The organism is Scandinavium lactucae, assembly GCF_033843265.1.
Classification (GTDB): Bacteria; Pseudomonadota; Gammaproteobacteria; order Enterobacterales; family Enterobacteriaceae; genus Scandinavium; species Scandinavium lactucae.
Genome location: NZ_JAWXRD010000040.1, coordinates 818,165 through 833,942, shown reverse-complemented (window position 1 = coordinate 833,942; position 15,778 = coordinate 818,165). Strand labels below are relative to the sequence as shown.

Sequence of the window (15,778 nt, the reverse complement as noted above, 5' to 3'; positions counted from 1 at the left end):
GCAATCAGCCCCGATTACTGAAAACGGCGACGCGCATTGGCTTCGCGCGCGGCGCGGGCCGTTTCGACAGAGACCACGCGGCGGCCCACCGGCCACAGAGCGATTGCGGCGATTTTGAAGTTCGCTATTCCCACTGGAATACCGATAATGGTGAGACACTGCGCAATGCCTGCGACGATGTGCGTCAGACACAGCCACCAGCCGAACAGCACGAACCACAGGATGTTCAGCACTGTGCCGCCGGTGTTCATCAGACCACTTTTGTCGTCCGGATTCAGCTCATCTACGTGTACGGCTTCGTTACCAAACGGCAGGAACGAAAGTTTGGTAATTTCCCAGCAGGAACGGGTCATCGGTAAGGTCACAATCAGCACCATGCTGACGACAGTAGCCAGTAACCAGCCCAGAGTTGTAAAAAAACCACCTAACACAAAATTCAAAATATTCAGAACGGTACGCATATGACCTCTGTTCAGTCCTGTGAATCGAAAGACCCGATGATTGTAACGTTTTTTAGCGCTGGAGCACCTGGAATCTGGCGGTTACACTGTCATGCATAAGTCTACCTCCGGGATTTGGCAAGACATGGAACTAAAAGCAACCGCCCTCGGCAAACGAATGGCTCAGCATCCTTATGATCGGGTTGAACTCCTGAATGCCGGGGTCAAAGTGTCCGGCGATCGCCACGAATATCTGATTCCTTTTAATCAGCTAACCGCTATTCACTGTAAGCGTGGGCTGGTGTGGGGCGAACTGGAGTTCGTCCTGCCGGACGACAAAGTGGTGCGTCTGCACGGCACTGAATGGGCCGATACCCAACGTTTTCATCATCACCTGTATACCCGCTGGCAGCAGTGGAGCGAGGAGATGAGCAGCATCGCCGCCGAGGTACTGCACCAGCAGCTGACGGTGATTTCCCGTCACAGCGCGGAAGGCAAATGGCTGACCCGCGATGCGGTCGCACAGCTGCGACAAAAAATTCTTCATGCGCTTGAAGCACTGCCTGTACCCGTCAGTCGACTGGAGAGTTTTGACAATTGTCGCGAACTGTGGCGGCAGTGTCAGGCGTGGTTGAAGGATAGGGATGCCAGCCGCTTGAAGCACAATCAGGCTTTTACTGAAACAATGCTGAGCCAGTATGCCGCCTTCTTCGCAGGGATCGAATCCTCGCCGTTGAACAGCGCTCAGGCGCGGGCGGTAGTGAATGGCGAGCGTTCATTACTGGTACTTGCCGGGGCTGGCAGTGGCAAAACCTCAGTGCTGGTGGCCCGGGCGGGCTGGCTGCTGACGCGCGGTGAAGCCGATGCCTCACAAATATTACTGCTGGCGTTTGGCCGAAAGGCCGCACAGGAGATGGACGAACGTATCCGTGAACGTCTGCATACTGACGCCATCAGCGCCAAAACGTTTCACGCGCTGGCGCTGCATATTATCCAGCAGGGCAGTAAAAAAGTGCCGGTCATCAGCAAGCTGGAAAATGACACGGTGGCTCGCCAGAAATTACTGACCGACTGCTGGCAGCAGCAATGTCAGGAGAAAAAAGCGCAGGCCAAAGGCTGGCGACAATGGCTAACAGAGGAAATGGAATGGGAAGTGCCGGAGGAAGACTACTGGCATGACCCGAAAATCCTGCGCCGTATGGGGAGCCGACTTGACCGCTGGGTGAGTCTGATGCGTAGCCACGGTGGCTCACAGGCCGAAATGATTGAAGGCGCGCCGGAAGAGGTACGCGAGCTGTTTGGCAAGCGCATCAAGCTGATGGCCCCGCTGCTTAAAGCATGGAAAACGGCGCTGAAAGACGAAGGTGCGCTGGATTTCTCCGGCTTGATTCATCAGGCGATTAACGTGCTGGAGAAAGGGCGTTTTGTCAGCCCCTGGAAACATATTCTGGTGGATGAGTTTCAGGACATTTCGCCGCAGCGTGCCGCGCTGCTGGCGGCCTTGCGTAAACAAAACTCCCAGACCACGCTGTTTGCCGTCGGCGATGACTGGCAGGCAATCTACCGTTTCAGCGGGGCGCAACTGTCGCTGACCACCGCGTTTAATCACTATTTTGGCGAAGGTGATTGCTGTGCGCTCGACACCACCTACCGCTTCAATAGCCGAATCGGCGAGATTGCCAATCGCTTTATTCAGCAAAATCCGCATCAGCTTAGCAAGCCGCTGAACAGCCTGACGGCTGGCGATAAAAAGGCCGTCACGCTGTTGGCCGACGATCAGCTGGATGCGCTACTCGATAAGCTCAGCGGGTATGCAAAGCCAGAGCAGCGCATTCTGATCATGGCGCGTTATCACCATCTGAAGCCTGCGGCGCTGGACAAAGCGGCGACGCGCTGGCCGAAGTTGCAAATTGATTTTATGACTATTCACGCCAGCAAAGGTCAGCAGGCCGATTATGCGATTGTGTTGGGCTTACAGGACGGGCAGGATGCGTTTCCGGCCCCCGCACGTGAATCAGTGATGGAGCAGGCGCTATTGCCGCAGCCAGAGGATTTTCCGGATGCGGAAGAACGGCGTTTGCTTTACGTGGCGATGACGCGGGCCCGGCAGCGGGTATGGTTGATGTACAACAAAGCACAGCCGTCGTCGTTTGTTGAGGTGCTGAAAAACCTGGATGTGCCGGTTGCGCGCAAACCGTGATGAAAAGGCCTACAGACTCAACCTGTAGGCCCGCGCAAACGCTGGGCACCGCTTATTTACTTCAACCGTTCAGCCAGATAACGCTGATAATCTGGGATCTGAATCTCAACCGGGGCATTGAAGTTCGCCGACTGGATAATGAAATCGGCGGTAGCCACGTTGGTGGCGACCGGAATATTCCACACCGTCGCCAGACGCAGTAGGGCTTTTACATCCGGGTCGTGCGGCACCGCATTCAGTGGATCCCAGAAAAAGATCAGCACGTCAATTTTGCCTTCGGCGATCATTGCGCCAACCTGCTGATCGCCGCCCATCGGGCCGCTCAGCATGGCGGTTACATCCAGACCGGTCGCCCGCTGAACCAGATTCCCGGTGGTGCCGGTGCCATACAGTTTATGCTGTGCCAACAGCGGTTGATGGCGCTCCACCCAGGCTTTCAGCATCTGCTTACAGTGATCGTGCGCGACCAGGGCGATATGTTTGCGGCCCGGCAGAGTACGGGTTGTCTGTTCCATAATTATTTTCCACTATTCAACATGCGGACAGATTACTGGAAGTGATTGTTGCTGCAAGCGGCAACGGCAATTTTTCCTGTGTCAGGTCATGATCTCAAGAGGACGGCTGCGATTTTGCCCACTCGAGAAAGCGATGGCGGGTTTGCGGATCGGCCAACTGAAACCAGTATTTGAGCCGTTGTTCGGTCAAGGTTTGCGACTGATACGCCGGATTATCAAGCTCGTTGGTTTTCGATAATAGCGTGCTGTCGTCAGGAAGGGGGGTGCTGAATGGGCTGCTGGAGGCCTGCTTATTCGCCTGGTTGTAGGCTTCGGTGGCTGTTTCGTAGTCGGTCTCCCCGCCCGCCTGGGTAATGGCCAGGATATCGAGTTTGACCGGAATAGGCATCGCATTGCCATCAAGCAGGCTGACGTGGGGCGTGCTGGTGAAGGCCTGGGTCTCTTCCAGCGTTTCGAGGCGCGGTAAGCTAAAATTTATCTGACCAACTAACTGCGAGTTGAAGCTGGCAATCAGCGGAGGGGAGACGTACAGCTGACGATTCTGATCGGGCAAAACAATGATTTTCTCCACCCGAAATACGACCTGATGAAGACCATTATCTACCTCAAGGCTTTCTGCTCCGCGTAACAGCAGGCTGGAGACTTTTTTGCCGTCCAGGACCAGTAAATTAATATCACCCGAGAGCCGAAGCGTCGTGGCAGATACGCAGGCAGGCATCAGAAGCAACAGACATAACATGACCATCCCCGTTTTCATCGCTATCTCCTGAAATAAGCCTGTTTATAGAGTGTATCAAATCTTTACGAAATAGGTTTTTATTAACATATAGACATATTCCACGTTTCCGCCCTCATACTCAGGTATGACTGAATGGCTGGCATGTCAGGATTGACGTACACTTTGCAAAATTGCCCGGAGGACAAAATGAAAGAGAACCAGATTGCAGGCATTTTGAACGAGACCCGCACTATCGCCCTGGTCGGGGCGAGCGACAAGCCGGATCGCCCAAGCTATCGGGTGATGAAATATTTACTGGATCAGGGTTATCACGTCATTCCGGTTTCGCCGAAAGTGGCAGGTAAAACGCTGCTGGGCCAGCAGGGCTATGGAACGTTGGCAGAGGTGCCCGAAAAAGTGGACATGGTCGATGTGTTCCGTAATTCCGAAGCGGCGTGGGGTGTGGCGCAAGAGGCTATTGCTATTGGCGCGAAAACCCTGTGGATGCAGCTGGGCGTAATCAACGAGCAGGCAGCGGTGCTGGCGCGCGATGCGGGAATGAACGTGGTTATGGATAAATGTCCGGCGATTGAAATCCCGCGACTGGGACTCGCCAAATAAAACAAACCCCGCATCAGCGGGGTTTTTTATTAGTTGCGCAGGCGAGGAGCCTGAAGCTGTTGGCGAATGGACTGCGCCAGTTCGTCCATCGAGGGCTGTTCCGGATGCTCGTCAAAGGCTTCGCTTTTCAGCTGAGCTTCTGCGAGATAAGTATGGACGGGTTCACCGTCGTCATCTTCCATCACCACGTGATACCACGGTGAGGCGCGCAGTTCGTCGTTCACCGCCACCTCATCATCAGAGGGATCGTCGAGGGAATATTCCGGGTCGATATCGACAATCACGCCAAGATACCCTAACAGCGAATGGCGGACCTGCTGGCCGATACCGAATTTGCTGGCAATCATCATAGTCACCTCCCGGGAAACATTACTTACAGGGGATATGTGGGCAATGTTTCACTTTTCAACTTATATGACGCGACAGGCAAACCCTTTCAGATACAGGCCTTCCGGGTAGGTGGCGATCACCGGGTGATCGGCTGCCTGACGGAACTGCTCTATAAATTGTACATCACGCCCGGCATCAACTGCGGCATCGGCGATGATTTTCTGAAATAAATCGGTGGTCATCAGGCCAGAGCAAGAGTAAGTCATCAGCACGCCGCCCGGATTGAGCAACTGAATAGCCAGCATATTGATGTCTTTATAACCACGGCAAGCGCCCATCAGCTGGTTCTTGTTTTCGACGAACTTTGGCGGGTCCATTACGATGACGTCGAATTTTTCGCCTTCTTCGCGGTATTTACGCAGCAGTTTAAAGACATCGTCGCGCACGAAATCGGCTTTATTGAGATCAAGCTTGTTGAGTTCAACGTTCTGCTTCGCCACGTCCAGCGCTTCCTGAGACGTATCAACGCTAATCACCTGACGGCAGCCGCCCATCAGGGCCGACACCGCGAAGCCGCCGGTGTAGGAGAAACAGTTGAGCACGCGCTTGTCGGCCACGTAGCGACGGGTCGCCAGACGGCTGTCACGCTGGTCGAGATAGTAACCGGTTTTGTGACCGCCCTGGATATCGACCAGCAGCTTCATGCCATGTTCTTCAATTGGCAGCAGGGCCGGTGGGATTTCCCCGGTTACCGGACCCTGAGTCAGTTCCATCCCTTCTTTCTTACGCACCGCCACATCGCTGCGATCGTAAATGGCACATTCCGGGAACAGCGTTTGCAGGGCGCTAATCAGCGCCGCACGCTGGTATTCCGCGCCCGCGCTCAGCAATTGCAGCACCAGGAAATTGCCAAAGCGGTCAATCGTCACGCCCGGCAGGCCATCGGATTCGCCAGCAATCAGACGGTAGCTATCAAGGCCGTCTTTCTTCGCCAGCCAGTCGCGCCAGGTTTGTGCCTGCTGCAAACGACGTTCAAAGAAAGCAATATCAATGGCTTCGTTCTGATCGAACGTCCAGACGCGCGCACGAATTTGCGAAGACGGAGAGTACGCTCCGCGGGCCAACCATTTACCCTGATGATCAACAATATCAATCGTTTCACCGAGAGAGGCTTTACCTTCCATTCGCGCCACAGCGCCAGAGAAGATCCAGGGATGGCGGCGAAGTAAGGATTTTTCGCGGCCTTTGGCTAACACTAAACGTACGCTCATAATTTGCTATTCTGTTGATTCAAAGAAAATGGGCGCTATTTTCCCACGTCAGCGGGGAAATGCAATGGATAACGGGGGAACAGTCATGGCACAGGTGTGCACAATCGCATGGGTACAAATGCTAACATTGATACATACAAGTACTTAAGGTCGCAAAAGACGATGAGTAAAGCCTACATATATACACGTGTTTCTACACTACAACAGACTGGAGTATTTGGGGGTTTTGGGATTGACCGTCAAATCACTACCATTATGGATTTTCTTGAAAACGCTACCCTACCGAAAGAACTTGGCTACCAGCTAGATCCAAATAATTATGAAGTACTGGATTCTGACGCGGGCGTCAGTGGATTCAAAGGCCACAACTTCACTAAGGGTTCACTAGGGCGGTTCAAAAGTCGCGTTGCCAGCGGTGAAATCAGTGAAGGTTGTTTATTAATCGAAAGTGTTGACCGATTTTCACGTAAACAAGGTTTCGATGCAATCGATGAATTTACCTTTTTGATAAAACGTAATATTGACATAATTGAAGTAGAAACAGGGCAAATCTTTAGCTATAAGCTAGATCACAAACTTACCCAACTTTCGACGAGTATAGAACGTGCTTACCAAGAAAGTAAGCGTAAGTCGCGAATGGTCACTAAGAGTTGGGCGAATCTCAAACGTAAAGCCGTAGATGAAGGTATAGCACTAAAGCGTAATATCCCGTACTGGTTAAAACTCGATGGGGATAATTATCAACTAAACGAAACAGAAGTTGAAAGAATAAGATCGATATTTAACAGTTATGCCAATGGGAAAGGGGTTACTGCAATAGTACGTGAACTTAATAAAGTTGGTGGTAAGTATGATGGTAAATTGTTTAGTACTAATTTCATTAACGTAATGTTACGTGATCGGCGTTTGATTGGGTGGTTAACGGGGAAGCGTAAAAGTTCTGAAACACAAGCAGAATGGAAATCGCGTGAGATAAAAATTTACCCAGAAATTATTAGTAAAGAATTGTTCGATTTAGTACAACGCAGGATTGATGCAAATGCCGTAGCCAAAACAATAAGGAACTCAACAAAACAAGTATCATTATTCAATGGAATAGCAAGGTGCGGAATTTGTAATGAGCCATTAATCGGTCATTTTACGAATAAAGGCAACTATTTGCGTTGTTTAGGAAAACGATCAAAATTAGGTTCATGTAATAGTAGTTTAATTCGGTATGATAACTGCCAGCGAGCGATTATTGAACATGTTAAAAGCATTGATTTTAGCATGATATACAACAGTAATAATAAAGATGTGGGAAAGATCGATACTCTACAAAAAAGATTAAATGTTGTTGTGGCTGAAATCAACGAAATAGAAATTTTCCTGAATACATCTGAAACACATGCTGAGATAATTCCTCTTACCAAAGCACGAAGAGAAAAGGTTAGTGAAAAAGAGAGAATAACAAATGAACTTTCAACTTTGATGAAAGAGATTACAATAGATAACGAAGAATTATCATGTGATATAGATGAATTATGTGATAAGACTAACGTAGAGCTGCGTGAAAGATATAATCAAAGTTTAAAAAAAGTACTTAGAACAATAAAAATCATTCAAGATAATAACAACGATGAAAAGATGTTCATTTTTAATTTTGAATATCATCATGATTATGCAATGCATTATGTGGCATTGAGTATAGATGGTGAGTTATTGGCATATAGTTACATTGAAGATAAAGATGACTTATCTCTTAAATCATCATGTATTGATATAAACTTAAAAACAGGAGAAATCAATACAAAACATACACCAAATGATATTGAAACTTTACTGGTTAAAACAACATTAATCTCAATGCGTAAAAAGTTGATTGCATATGATAGTAGTATAGAAATACCTGAGATTTAAGAGAGGTTAGAATGTGGATTAATCCTTTAATCGATACCATATTAGCCATAGGTTTTGTATGTAGTATTGGTTGGGTCATTCTTAGATTCTGGCCTTACTTCTTCAGTATCATTTTTATCGTGGCCGTTATTTATGAAGGCTGGAATCTATTCCAATGACTAAAATCACAGAATTAATATAAAATGAGAACCCGCAGCGTCAAATCTGCGGGCTTACTATTTCAGTGTATCGTTATACAGAGACATCAGTAATAAATTTCTTTCGACTATGGCTTCCATCTGTAAAGTTGTTTGTCTTTAAATACATGTCATAATGATGTTTTGTAATGGAATTAAACACACCTTTCTTATTTAAATGGAATCTCTCCCCATTGTATTTTGCATTTAGAGGAAAATCCTGCTCATATGTTCCATCTATGTTATAAGCTCGCATGAACACATCAAGTACTATCATTTTAGGTTGCTCTTTAATTAGTTCTTGATACTCGCTACTTTCAGTTAGTTTTTTCACTAACTTCTTATTACTTGTATAGTATTCATTATTTCCAATTGCAATACGATATTTTTTGTTTTCTTTAATGGATTTTGTCGTTACTTGCATCCCTAAGCCATAGATTAATTCTTGAGGGTTGATGTTATACTCATTAATTATATCGCGGATCTTGTTCATTCCTTCATTTATCAGCTCGCGTTTTTCTAATACCATATTTGCATTAGCAATGATTTCTTGAATTTGCTCAATAGTCTTATTATCAAAGTTTAATGTCATTTTTATTAGTCCTGAGATGTTTAGGTGGTTATTTTTAATCGCAGCGGCTCGATGAGGTGAATAATAATAAGTGAAAACATAAAAATCAAATATATTTTTAGTCTGACTAAAAGAATAAAACGCTAACAAAAATAGTCTTTTATATCAATATGTTAAGTTACAATAAAATAATTTTAGACTTAATAACTAAAAGTACTTTAGGAATTATTTCATCAAAAGAACTTAAAGGTACTTTAGGAATAAATACATTAGAAGTACTTATAGGTACTTTAGGAATAAATACATCAGAAGTACTTATAGGTACTTTAGTAAACAATACTTCATCCGATTAAAGTACTAAATACTATAAATAATGTACTTGAGAGTATGTATGAATTTATTAGTTAAAATTATTTTAGAAGTACTGGCATTCATTTTTTGCGTTTGTGTACTTTTCCCTTTCTACATAGTCTGTACCTTCTTCTTTATGATGCTATTTATCATTGCATTACCATTGAAGATACCAGCTATGAATAGATTAGTAAGAAATTACCTTGAATGTTCAAAGAAAAGATAAAAACGAAAAGCACTCTATTATCGATGGTCTGAACGAAGGGTACAGTAGTAACGTAGCCGTGTTGAACCAGGGTTTTTAAACGTAATTTGGAACAGTTTTTAATGTGCAGTACTAAATACTTATGAATCAGAAAGCATAATGTTCATAATCAGTTATTGTTGTTCGATATTAATAAATAAGAATGAAGGTACAAAAGATAATTCCTGAAACGTTAAGGCCGTGTAGACTATACTATAACTGGTAGATTGATAAATAGTCATGAATGATAAACATAGAACAAGTACTACATCTTGTTGTATCCCTTTCTTAGATTAATCCATTTATGCGATTAAACTAATCAGCGAAGTATAATTCCCTAAGTATTAAAAAGACCCCGTATATCCACGGGGTCATTTTTGGCCGGGGTTAACACAGGAATGATTACATCATAATAAGGAAAATAATGATGAAAGAAAATAAAAATAACATTGCAACTGTACGTTTTACAGATACAGAGAAAAAAGCACTGCAAAAAATAATTGATGATGGAAAAGCTAAGACATATGCAGGAGCGATACAGTACTTAGTTTTACAGCACATCATTTTAGGTAAGTAACACACTACATTCAGTTTAACCCATTCAACTATGAAAAGGTAATAAATGAATTAACAACATAAACGGTTGTACATGGAGTACTCCGTATAATAAGGAAAAAACAAAATGGCATGGATGCTAACAAAATACCCTAATTACGAAGTCAGTGATGAGGGGGCGGTACGACACGCTAAGAAAGGTAATGTACTTCAAGGAAGTATTAATAAGAATACTGGATATAGAAAGGTTAATCTAAGAGTCAATAATTTTACGAAAACGGTTGATGTTCATAGATTAGTTGCAGAAACATTCCTACCTTCACCACAAGCAGGTTGTACGCATGTAGATCATATTAATGAAAATAAGTTAGACAACAGATGCAGTAATCTTCAATGGTTAACACCATCTGCGAATAGATCTAAATGTAAACATAAAGGATTTAGAGAAAGAAGCCTTTCAGAAAAAGAATATGATGAAGTAGTACTCGAATATCTTACCGGGAAATATACATTTACTACTATCACTAAATGGGCGAATGCACGTTTTGTAAGAACAACAGACAAGACGGCATATCACCTACTTTTCAAAGGTAAAACCTATAGTAGGTACTTCAATAAACTTTCAAAAACTACTAAAGATAAAATCAAAGAAATTACACAAGGTAACAAGGCGTAGCAGGAATGCTACGCCTTTATAATAAAAGGGAATTATTATGTCATTATTTAAATTTATAAGTGTAGACTGTGGGGGCGGGAAAACCTACGGTCTAACTAAACTAATCCAAAGAACCAACGATCATTATATCATCGTACAAGCTACTAAACAGTTGATCGAACAAACAGCTAAAGAACTTGATGGTATCTGCAAAGTAATAACATCTGATTATTCGGGTAATGTTGAAAAAGATGTTAGTGATTTTCTACTGAATCCAACAAATCGAGTACTTATTCTTTCTGAAAAGGCATTCATGCATATTTCAGATCTTTCATTGTTACGTCAGTGGAAGATCTATCTTGATGATGTGGTAAATTTTCATACTTATCGCGTAATTAATACTGAGAAGAAATATGAAATCGAACATGAACTTTTCAAGGACTTTGCCGAGGTAACAGAAAACTACGTCACGGCGAAACCAGTAACTGCTTTTACAGATGATCTTGTTCAATCAATGTCCTGTAACTTTAATTTTATAAGTTCCTACGATCACTTCATTATGAACAGTAATTTCTTCGACAAAAACGGCAAGATAGGTCACATGGATGTGTACAGTACGGAATGTAAACAACTTTCTATCTTTGCATGGGTTGATCTAGAGAAGTACAAGGGACTTGATCTGACATTTATGGCTAACAGGTTCGATGAAACCCTAATCTATAAGGGGAATCCAGAACTATTCAAAGAGGTCAAATTAGAAGGGATACGCCAGCGTAAAGTACCAGTACTGGATCGTTTGAAGGTGTACTACTTCTCGAAAAACAACCGCTTCACACGCACCTACAGAGACGCTAACCCAGATGCTTTGAAGCAAGTCGTTGAGTACATCAACACTAACGTAAAAGAGCAGTTCTACTACACAACTAATAACAGTATAGGTAAGGTACTCAATGGTGAACATATCAAGCCTAATAGCCGTGGTATGAACAAGTACCAGGAGTACACTACGGCAGTGTGGTTAGCAAGCCAGAAACCGTCACCAGTAGAATCACGTCTGTGTGAAATGATGTTCAATATCACACGCGAAGAAATTTTACAAAATCGTGAATTTGAGAATATTTATCAATTCGCAAATCGGTCAAATTTGCGTGACTATGAAAGTATAAAAGAAGTCGTAATTTACGTTTTTGATGAAGAACAAGCACGTTCATTAACAGATAACATTTACTACATTGATGTGGGTTTAGATGACGGTACTTATAAGTTTGAACCAATAGGTTTATCCAAAAATGATTATAAAAGATATGGTGGTATCACTCTTGAGCGTTACCCTAATATTGAAATATTCGAAAAGTATATGAACAAGAAATCAAATGCAAAGTTAAATGAGCGTCAACGTCAACATTTTTATAACAAATGGCATTCACTATCAAAATAAAATTTCACTATCAGAACCCCTTCATAATAAAGGGGGTAAAATACCAAAGAGATTATAGGTAATTACCCCCCGAAATGCAATAAAAGAGAGGAATCCCAAGTACATGAGGACGGGCTTTGCTCGTTCGAATGTACTTGGATTACTCTATAAGGCGGTTAGCTCGCCTAACTGCCTTTATACATGCATATAAATGTCTGGAAGCTCGAACGCGAAGCGTTCAGCTTAAATTCCATTTAGTAGGAAATCGGCATAAGTATTGAGTTACTTCTTATTTAAAGTTACATATACTGCCGATTTCCTACTAAATGGAATTCATTTCCTTTTTATGAGTGTAGAGATGTACATCAAACCAATTCTTTTGTACTTATAAGAGCGAAGCGAAACCCAATCGATCCGTTTCCTTTCATGTTTGTGATTTTTCATTGGCTAGAGGACAGAGACTATTCGTGGATAATGACATAAATTCCATTTTCTGATAATCTTAAGCGGCTAACTGGATAAAGGTACATAAATGAATATTCAAGAGGTTGCATTAAAATATAAAGATGTTATGACGTTCGTTATAGCACCTTTGGCATTTTTGATTTCAATGGTTTCTTTAGGGGTTTCACTTCGTACAGCCTTCCTTGATAGAGTAAATCTTAAAATTAATGCACGAGTTATCCGTGAGCCTTTTTACAATCAGATTGATCGAATTGAGATTACTGTATTGAACATTGGACGACGTTCTGCGGTACTTGAAGGTGTTTTATGTCACTACGATAACGGTGAGACAAGATATGATTATGAAAAAAATGGTATAGAAATTAGGGAAAAAGAAAGGCGAGTATTTCAAGTCGACCGAAGCCAATACATTATATCAGTTGGTGAGGGCGATGTTGCTGAATTGATTGATATTACAGTATTGGATATTGAAAGAAAACAAACCAAAATAAAACACTCTAAAGAGTTGGTAAAAAAATTATCAAACGGACATGACTTTAATAGCTAAAGCGGACTTTATAATTATGCAATTACGTGGTGCTTAAATTTGCATCGTGGAAGCGAAGTACTTCCAATTGCAGACTTGAAAAATAAAAACATATTCTGGAGCGAAAAATGGATTTATCACAATTGAGTAACGTCGAATTGATGCAATTGAATCAGTTGACGCTTGATGAGTTAGAACGACGAGATGTTATCAGAACCAGAAATAATCCTATCAGTGAATACACTGAATGGCTGGTTGCGGATAAGATGCAAATGGTACTGGCTGCACCTAGTACTAAAGGGTATGACGCTATAACGATTGATGATCGAAAAATTCAGATTAAGTCTCGTAAGAATAATTTAAAAAACCGATCGTTAATTCTTGGAATTATCAGGAATTATGATCTGAACCAATTCGATGAACTCATTGCCGTAATATATAACCATGATTTCTCAATTCGTTATGCTATATCCATACCACATGAATTAGTGAAGGAATATGGTTTTTATAATGAGCACCAGAATGGTTACACTCTAAGAATCAGCAATTTATTACTTAATGACCCACGTGTAACTGACATCATTGAATTTATTGATCCAGATACTGAACGTTCAAAGGAAGAGATCACGGTGAAGCCAGATTCAAACACTATCCGGGATGTACAGACAATAGGAATGCAGACATTTGTTGAGTACTATCAATATGTTGAACGTGGTATGAACACAACTGATCTTGTTGAAAAGATGGTAACTGACCATCCAGAATGGAAGGAAAGTACTGCAAGAACAAAGGCATCTTCAATGCGAAGAGTATTTAAGAATGGCGACAACGTTGAAGCACTAAAAATCATCTATAAATCGAATCACCCAGCAATAACGGATGAGATTAAGAGTAAACTTATGACGCTTTTGGATAAGTGAACAAAGTTTGGGTTATATTTTTGACGCAAAAAGATATAATTGTAGTACTTCCACCTTTCGCATTTGGGTAGGTTTGTTTGGGCGATTGGTGGAAGTGCTATCAAAACGGTAATTCTCCCTGCTCACAGAACCATCCATCTTCATCATGCTGCTTATAGACGGCATTCTCAGTACTCAGATAATGCAAACCTTCCAGTACTGAACATAGCGGCGTTTCCAGTATGAACACGAAGCAATCCCGCTCAATCGTGCCTAACCAGTATGTACCTTGCTGGTTCTGGAAGAAAACGCGATCCCCATATGAAAACTCATCAAGACTGTATCGCCAATAGCAGACCGTAGCCCATTGGCCTAAATGCTCAAACTGCTGAACCCCGTGTTTGATTGCCGGATCAAAACCATTCTTGCCCATGATATGCCCTCCATATGAATGCTGGTTATCCATACAGTATTGCATCACATTTCGCACAGATCCAGCCATGAAAATCACTTACCACTAAAAACGGTAGAAATATAATTATCGATCATTTTAATTTGATCAATGATTAAAAATGATCAATTATCAATCAGTTATGACAACTGAGAGAACAACATGAAACTCGAACATTGGGCAATTCCGATCACTTCATTGAATGGAAAATTACTCGGCGTAGAGCTGGAAACCCGTGTACTGATAAACGGTTGCCGGGTACTGATGGGGGCAGGAAAGGAAAGTGAATATATCCGTCACGTGGTCTATCAGAACCAGTTAAGAATGATTCAGGGCAAAGCCGCATGGTTCAAAGAAAAGGGGCTGTTATGCGTACTCAGTACTGGCACAGGTACACGCTATGACGATCTACCATTCATACGGTACATGGTTGCTGAACAACTGCTAAAGGACGGTTGCGACTTAGTTCGACTAAATAGACGGTTCACTGAAGAACACATAGAGCGGCTGATCTTCCCGGTACTCATTAAGAACATCATGCAGTACTGCGACAAGGTGATCGTACAAGTCACCGGCAATAACAATCACAAGATTTTACGAGAGTCGGGTGTATGGGCAGTACAGGGAGAGTACAGGCCAATCCGCTTTGAACAATGCGAACAACTTCTATAGGGATATAACAATGAAAATACTAATCGTCATGTTGGTAGTACTGCTCACAGGCTGCGGCAGTGTACATCACTCATTCATGGATAAAGCCTTTGTCGGCAACGTTGATGACAAGGCTACAATAGTACTGTTTGATGCAGGTACACGTAACGGGGTGAAGTACTACCGGCCTCAGTTTCATAGTGATTGTGGCCGCACCTACAATCCGATTTACCAGGTGGACAATGGCAGTACTGGATGTATGATTCGAGCGGAGCGGATCGCCGATTTGCATAGCTACAGAGAGCATACCCCTAAAGTTATGACTAAACGCACCGATACTTACTACGAAAACTTTGATGGTGTTAACTCACCAATGTATATCCCGGACAATATCTAATGAAAAAACTATTACTGATTGCACCATTGGTGTTTAGCTCTTCAGTACTTGCAGCAGAAGTTAATGTTGGTCAGATTTGCAAGGCCGCTTCGGCTGCAATGTTTGGGCGTGACCATAAGATCATGAAATTAGACAAGACCGAATCTGGTATTGCCTATGTTCATTATATTAGGAAGGATGATGGAACAAGGTGGGCGATTAAGTGCAAACTGATAGGAGATCAGGTTATGTGGGCTTCTGATAACCCTGATAGCACAGGTCGTTGGAGGAATGATCCGGCAGACAGCATTGTAAGATACTCTGTTAGTGGGAATAAACTAACTATCATGGAAGTATACAGTGACGGGTCAAGTACAAGTAATTCCTACCCAATAAAACAGTTATAATCACGCTGCCTATATCCTCATAGTAAACACCTATGAGGTT

At 43.1% G+C, this 15,778-nt stretch carries 18 protein-coding genes; 11 read left to right on the top strand and 7 right to left on the bottom strand.

What is annotated here, in order from left to right; all coding sequences use genetic code 11:
* Positions 1–14 precede the first annotated feature (14 nt).
* On the bottom strand, positions 15–461 hold the full coding sequence (locus tag SIK69_RS21785) for a YccF domain-containing protein (protein WP_319787100.1): 447 nt from the start codon (positions 459–461) through the stop codon (positions 15–17).
* Between the two features lie 124 nt (positions 462–585).
* Between SIK69_RS21785 and helD the strand changes: the two genes are divergently transcribed.
* The gene (helD, locus tag SIK69_RS21780; RefSeq protein WP_319787098.1) at positions 586–2,640 is read left to right on the top strand and encodes a DNA helicase IV; all 2,055 of its coding nucleotides are present in this window, start codon (positions 586–588) and stop codon (positions 2,638–2,640) included.
* A gap of 56 nt (positions 2,641–2,696) precedes the next feature.
* Here helD and mgsA read toward each other — a convergent pair whose 3' ends face one another.
* Together mgsA and csgI are read right to left on the bottom strand one after the other, a co-directional pair.
* Positions 2,697–3,155: a methylglyoxal synthase gene (gene mgsA, locus SIK69_RS21775; RefSeq protein WP_319629874.1), complete on the bottom strand. Its 459-nt coding sequence runs from the start codon at positions 3,153–3,155 to the stop codon at positions 2,697–2,699.
* Between the two features lie 94 nt (positions 3,156–3,249).
* Positions 3,250–3,912 (bottom strand): curli synthesis inhibitor, encoded by a 663-nt coding sequence (gene csgI, locus SIK69_RS21770; RefSeq protein WP_319787097.1) that lies wholly within the window; start codon positions 3,910–3,912, stop codon positions 3,250–3,252.
* Positions 3,913–4,080: 168 nt separating this feature from the next.
* Here csgI and SIK69_RS21765 point away from each other — a divergent pair, with 168 nt between their 5' ends.
* Entirely contained in the window at positions 4,081–4,494 is a 414-nt protein-coding gene (locus SIK69_RS21765) for a CoA-binding protein (protein ID WP_319629876.1), read from the top strand.
* A gap of 29 nt (positions 4,495–4,523) precedes the next feature.
* Here the strand turns inward: SIK69_RS21765 and hspQ are convergent, their stop codons facing one another.
* Both hspQ and rlmI read right to left on the bottom strand, forming a co-directional pair.
* On the bottom strand, positions 4,524–4,841 hold the full coding sequence (gene hspQ, locus SIK69_RS21760; RefSeq protein ID WP_319630566.1) for a heat shock protein HspQ: 318 nt from the start codon (positions 4,839–4,841) through the stop codon (positions 4,524–4,526).
* A gap of 63 nt (positions 4,842–4,904) precedes the next feature.
* Positions 4,905–6,095, bottom strand: a complete 1,191-nt coding sequence (gene rlmI, locus SIK69_RS21755) for a 23S rRNA (cytosine(1962)-C(5))-methyltransferase RlmI (protein ID WP_319629877.1) — start codon at positions 6,093–6,095, stop codon at positions 4,905–4,907.
* Between the two features lie 162 nt (positions 6,096–6,257).
* On the opposite strand from rlmI, the gene SIK69_RS21750 reads away from it, so the two are divergent.
* Positions 6,258–7,994 carry a recombinase family protein gene (locus SIK69_RS21750; RefSeq protein WP_319787095.1) on the top strand — a complete coding sequence of 579 codons (1,737 nt, stop codon included), beginning with the start codon at positions 6,258–6,260 and terminating at the stop codon, positions 7,992–7,994.
* A 231-nt stretch (positions 7,995–8,225) separates the two neighbouring features.
* Here SIK69_RS21750 and SIK69_RS21745 read toward each other — a convergent pair whose 3' ends face one another.
* A complete protein-coding gene (locus SIK69_RS21745; protein WP_319787094.1) occupies positions 8,226–8,762 on the bottom strand; it encodes a hypothetical protein in 537 nt (178 codons plus the stop codon).
* A gap of 998 nt (positions 8,763–9,760) precedes the next feature.
* Here SIK69_RS21745 and SIK69_RS21740 point away from each other — a divergent pair.
* From SIK69_RS21740 to SIK69_RS21720, 5 genes are all read left to right on the top strand, one after another.
* Positions 9,761–9,913 (top strand): hypothetical protein, encoded by a 153-nt coding sequence (locus SIK69_RS21740; RefSeq protein WP_319787093.1) that lies wholly within the window; start codon positions 9,761–9,763, stop codon positions 9,911–9,913.
* Positions 9,914–10,018: 105 nt separating this feature from the next.
* Complete coding sequence (locus SIK69_RS21735; RefSeq protein WP_319787092.1) at positions 10,019–10,567, top strand: HNH endonuclease; 549 nt, start codon at positions 10,019–10,021, stop codon at positions 10,565–10,567.
* A 37-nt stretch (positions 10,568–10,604) separates the two neighbouring features.
* Positions 10,605–11,984, top strand: coding sequence for a hypothetical protein (locus tag SIK69_RS21730; RefSeq protein WP_319787090.1), 1,380 nt, complete (start codon positions 10,605–10,607; stop codon positions 11,982–11,984).
* 511 nt (positions 11,985–12,495) lie between these two features.
* Positions 12,496–12,975, top strand: a complete 480-nt coding sequence (locus tag SIK69_RS21725; protein ID WP_319787088.1) for a hypothetical protein — start codon at positions 12,496–12,498, stop codon at positions 12,973–12,975.
* A gap of 107 nt (positions 12,976–13,082) precedes the next feature.
* Positions 13,083–13,874: a hypothetical protein gene (locus tag SIK69_RS21720; RefSeq protein ID WP_319787087.1), complete on the top strand. Its 792-nt coding sequence runs from the start codon at positions 13,083–13,085 to the stop codon at positions 13,872–13,874.
* Positions 13,875–13,974: 100 nt separating this feature from the next.
* Here the strand turns inward: SIK69_RS21720 and SIK69_RS21715 are convergent, their stop codons facing one another.
* Complete coding sequence (locus SIK69_RS21715) at positions 13,975–14,286, bottom strand: hypothetical protein (protein WP_319787086.1); 312 nt, start codon at positions 14,284–14,286, stop codon at positions 13,975–13,977.
* A 180-nt stretch (positions 14,287–14,466) separates the two neighbouring features.
* On the opposite strand from SIK69_RS21715, the gene SIK69_RS21710 reads away from it, so the two are divergent.
* The 3 genes from SIK69_RS21710 to SIK69_RS21700 are packed head-to-tail and all read left to right on the top strand — an operon-like array spanning position 14,467 to position 15,738.
* On the top strand, positions 14,467–14,976 hold the full coding sequence (locus SIK69_RS21710; RefSeq protein ID WP_319787085.1) for an EAL domain-containing protein: 510 nt from the start codon (positions 14,467–14,469) through the stop codon (positions 14,974–14,976).
* A gap of 10 nt (positions 14,977–14,986) precedes the next feature.
* Complete coding sequence (locus SIK69_RS21705) at positions 14,987–15,352, top strand: hypothetical protein (protein ID WP_319787084.1); 366 nt, start codon at positions 14,987–14,989, stop codon at positions 15,350–15,352.
* Positions 15,352–15,738 (top strand): hypothetical protein, encoded by a 387-nt coding sequence (locus tag SIK69_RS21700; RefSeq protein WP_319787083.1) that lies wholly within the window; start codon positions 15,352–15,354, stop codon positions 15,736–15,738. Before SIK69_RS21705 ends, SIK69_RS21700 begins: the two co-directional genes overlap by 1 nt.
* Positions 15,739–15,778 lie beyond the last annotated feature (40 nt).

What these genes read in the sequence shown, in the direction of transcription:
- SIK69_RS21785 (WP_319787100.1), bottom strand. Translation starts at nt 461, where the DNA reads ATGCGTACCGTTCTGAATATTTTGAATTTTGTGTTAGGTGGTTTTTTT.
- helD (WP_319787098.1), top strand. Translation starts at nt 586, where the DNA reads ATGGAACTAAAAGCAACCGCCCTCGGCAAACGAATGGCTCAGCATCCT.
- mgsA (WP_319629874.1), bottom strand. Translation starts at nt 3,155, where the DNA reads ATGGAACAGACAACCCGTACTCTGCCGGGCCGCAAACATATCGCCCTG.
- csgI (WP_319787097.1), bottom strand. Translation starts at nt 3,912, where the DNA reads ATGAAAACGGGGATGGTCATGTTATGTCTGTTGCTTCTGATGCCTGCC.
- SIK69_RS21765 (WP_319629876.1), top strand. Translation starts at nt 4,081, where the DNA reads ATGAAAGAGAACCAGATTGCAGGCATTTTGAACGAGACCCGCACTATC.
- hspQ (WP_319630566.1), bottom strand. Translation starts at nt 4,841, where the DNA reads ATGATTGCCAGCAAATTCGGTATCGGCCAGCAGGTCCGCCATTCGCTG.
- rlmI (WP_319629877.1), bottom strand. Translation starts at nt 6,095, where the DNA reads ATGAGCGTACGTTTAGTGTTAGCCAAAGGCCGCGAAAAATCCTTACTT.
- SIK69_RS21750 (WP_319787095.1), top strand. Translation starts at nt 6,258, where the DNA reads ATGAGTAAAGCCTACATATATACACGTGTTTCTACACTACAACAGACT.
- SIK69_RS21745 (WP_319787094.1), bottom strand. Translation starts at nt 8,762, where the DNA reads ATGACATTAAACTTTGATAATAAGACTATTGAGCAAATTCAAGAAATC.
- SIK69_RS21740 (WP_319787093.1), top strand. Translation starts at nt 9,761, where the DNA reads ATGATGAAAGAAAATAAAAATAACATTGCAACTGTACGTTTTACAGAT.
- SIK69_RS21735 (WP_319787092.1), top strand. Translation starts at nt 10,019, where the DNA reads ATGGCATGGATGCTAACAAAATACCCTAATTACGAAGTCAGTGATGAG.
- SIK69_RS21730 (WP_319787090.1), top strand. Translation starts at nt 10,605, where the DNA reads ATGTCATTATTTAAATTTATAAGTGTAGACTGTGGGGGCGGGAAAACC.
- SIK69_RS21725 (WP_319787088.1), top strand. Translation starts at nt 12,496, where the DNA reads ATGAATATTCAAGAGGTTGCATTAAAATATAAAGATGTTATGACGTTC.
- SIK69_RS21720 (WP_319787087.1), top strand. Translation starts at nt 13,083, where the DNA reads ATGGATTTATCACAATTGAGTAACGTCGAATTGATGCAATTGAATCAG.
- SIK69_RS21715 (WP_319787086.1), bottom strand. Translation starts at nt 14,286, where the DNA reads ATGGGCAAGAATGGTTTTGATCCGGCAATCAAACACGGGGTTCAGCAG.
- SIK69_RS21710 (WP_319787085.1), top strand. Translation starts at nt 14,467, where the DNA reads ATGAAACTCGAACATTGGGCAATTCCGATCACTTCATTGAATGGAAAA.
- SIK69_RS21705 (WP_319787084.1), top strand. Translation starts at nt 14,987, where the DNA reads ATGAAAATACTAATCGTCATGTTGGTAGTACTGCTCACAGGCTGCGGC.
- SIK69_RS21700 (WP_319787083.1), top strand. Translation starts at nt 15,352, where the DNA reads ATGAAAAAACTATTACTGATTGCACCATTGGTGTTTAGCTCTTCAGTA.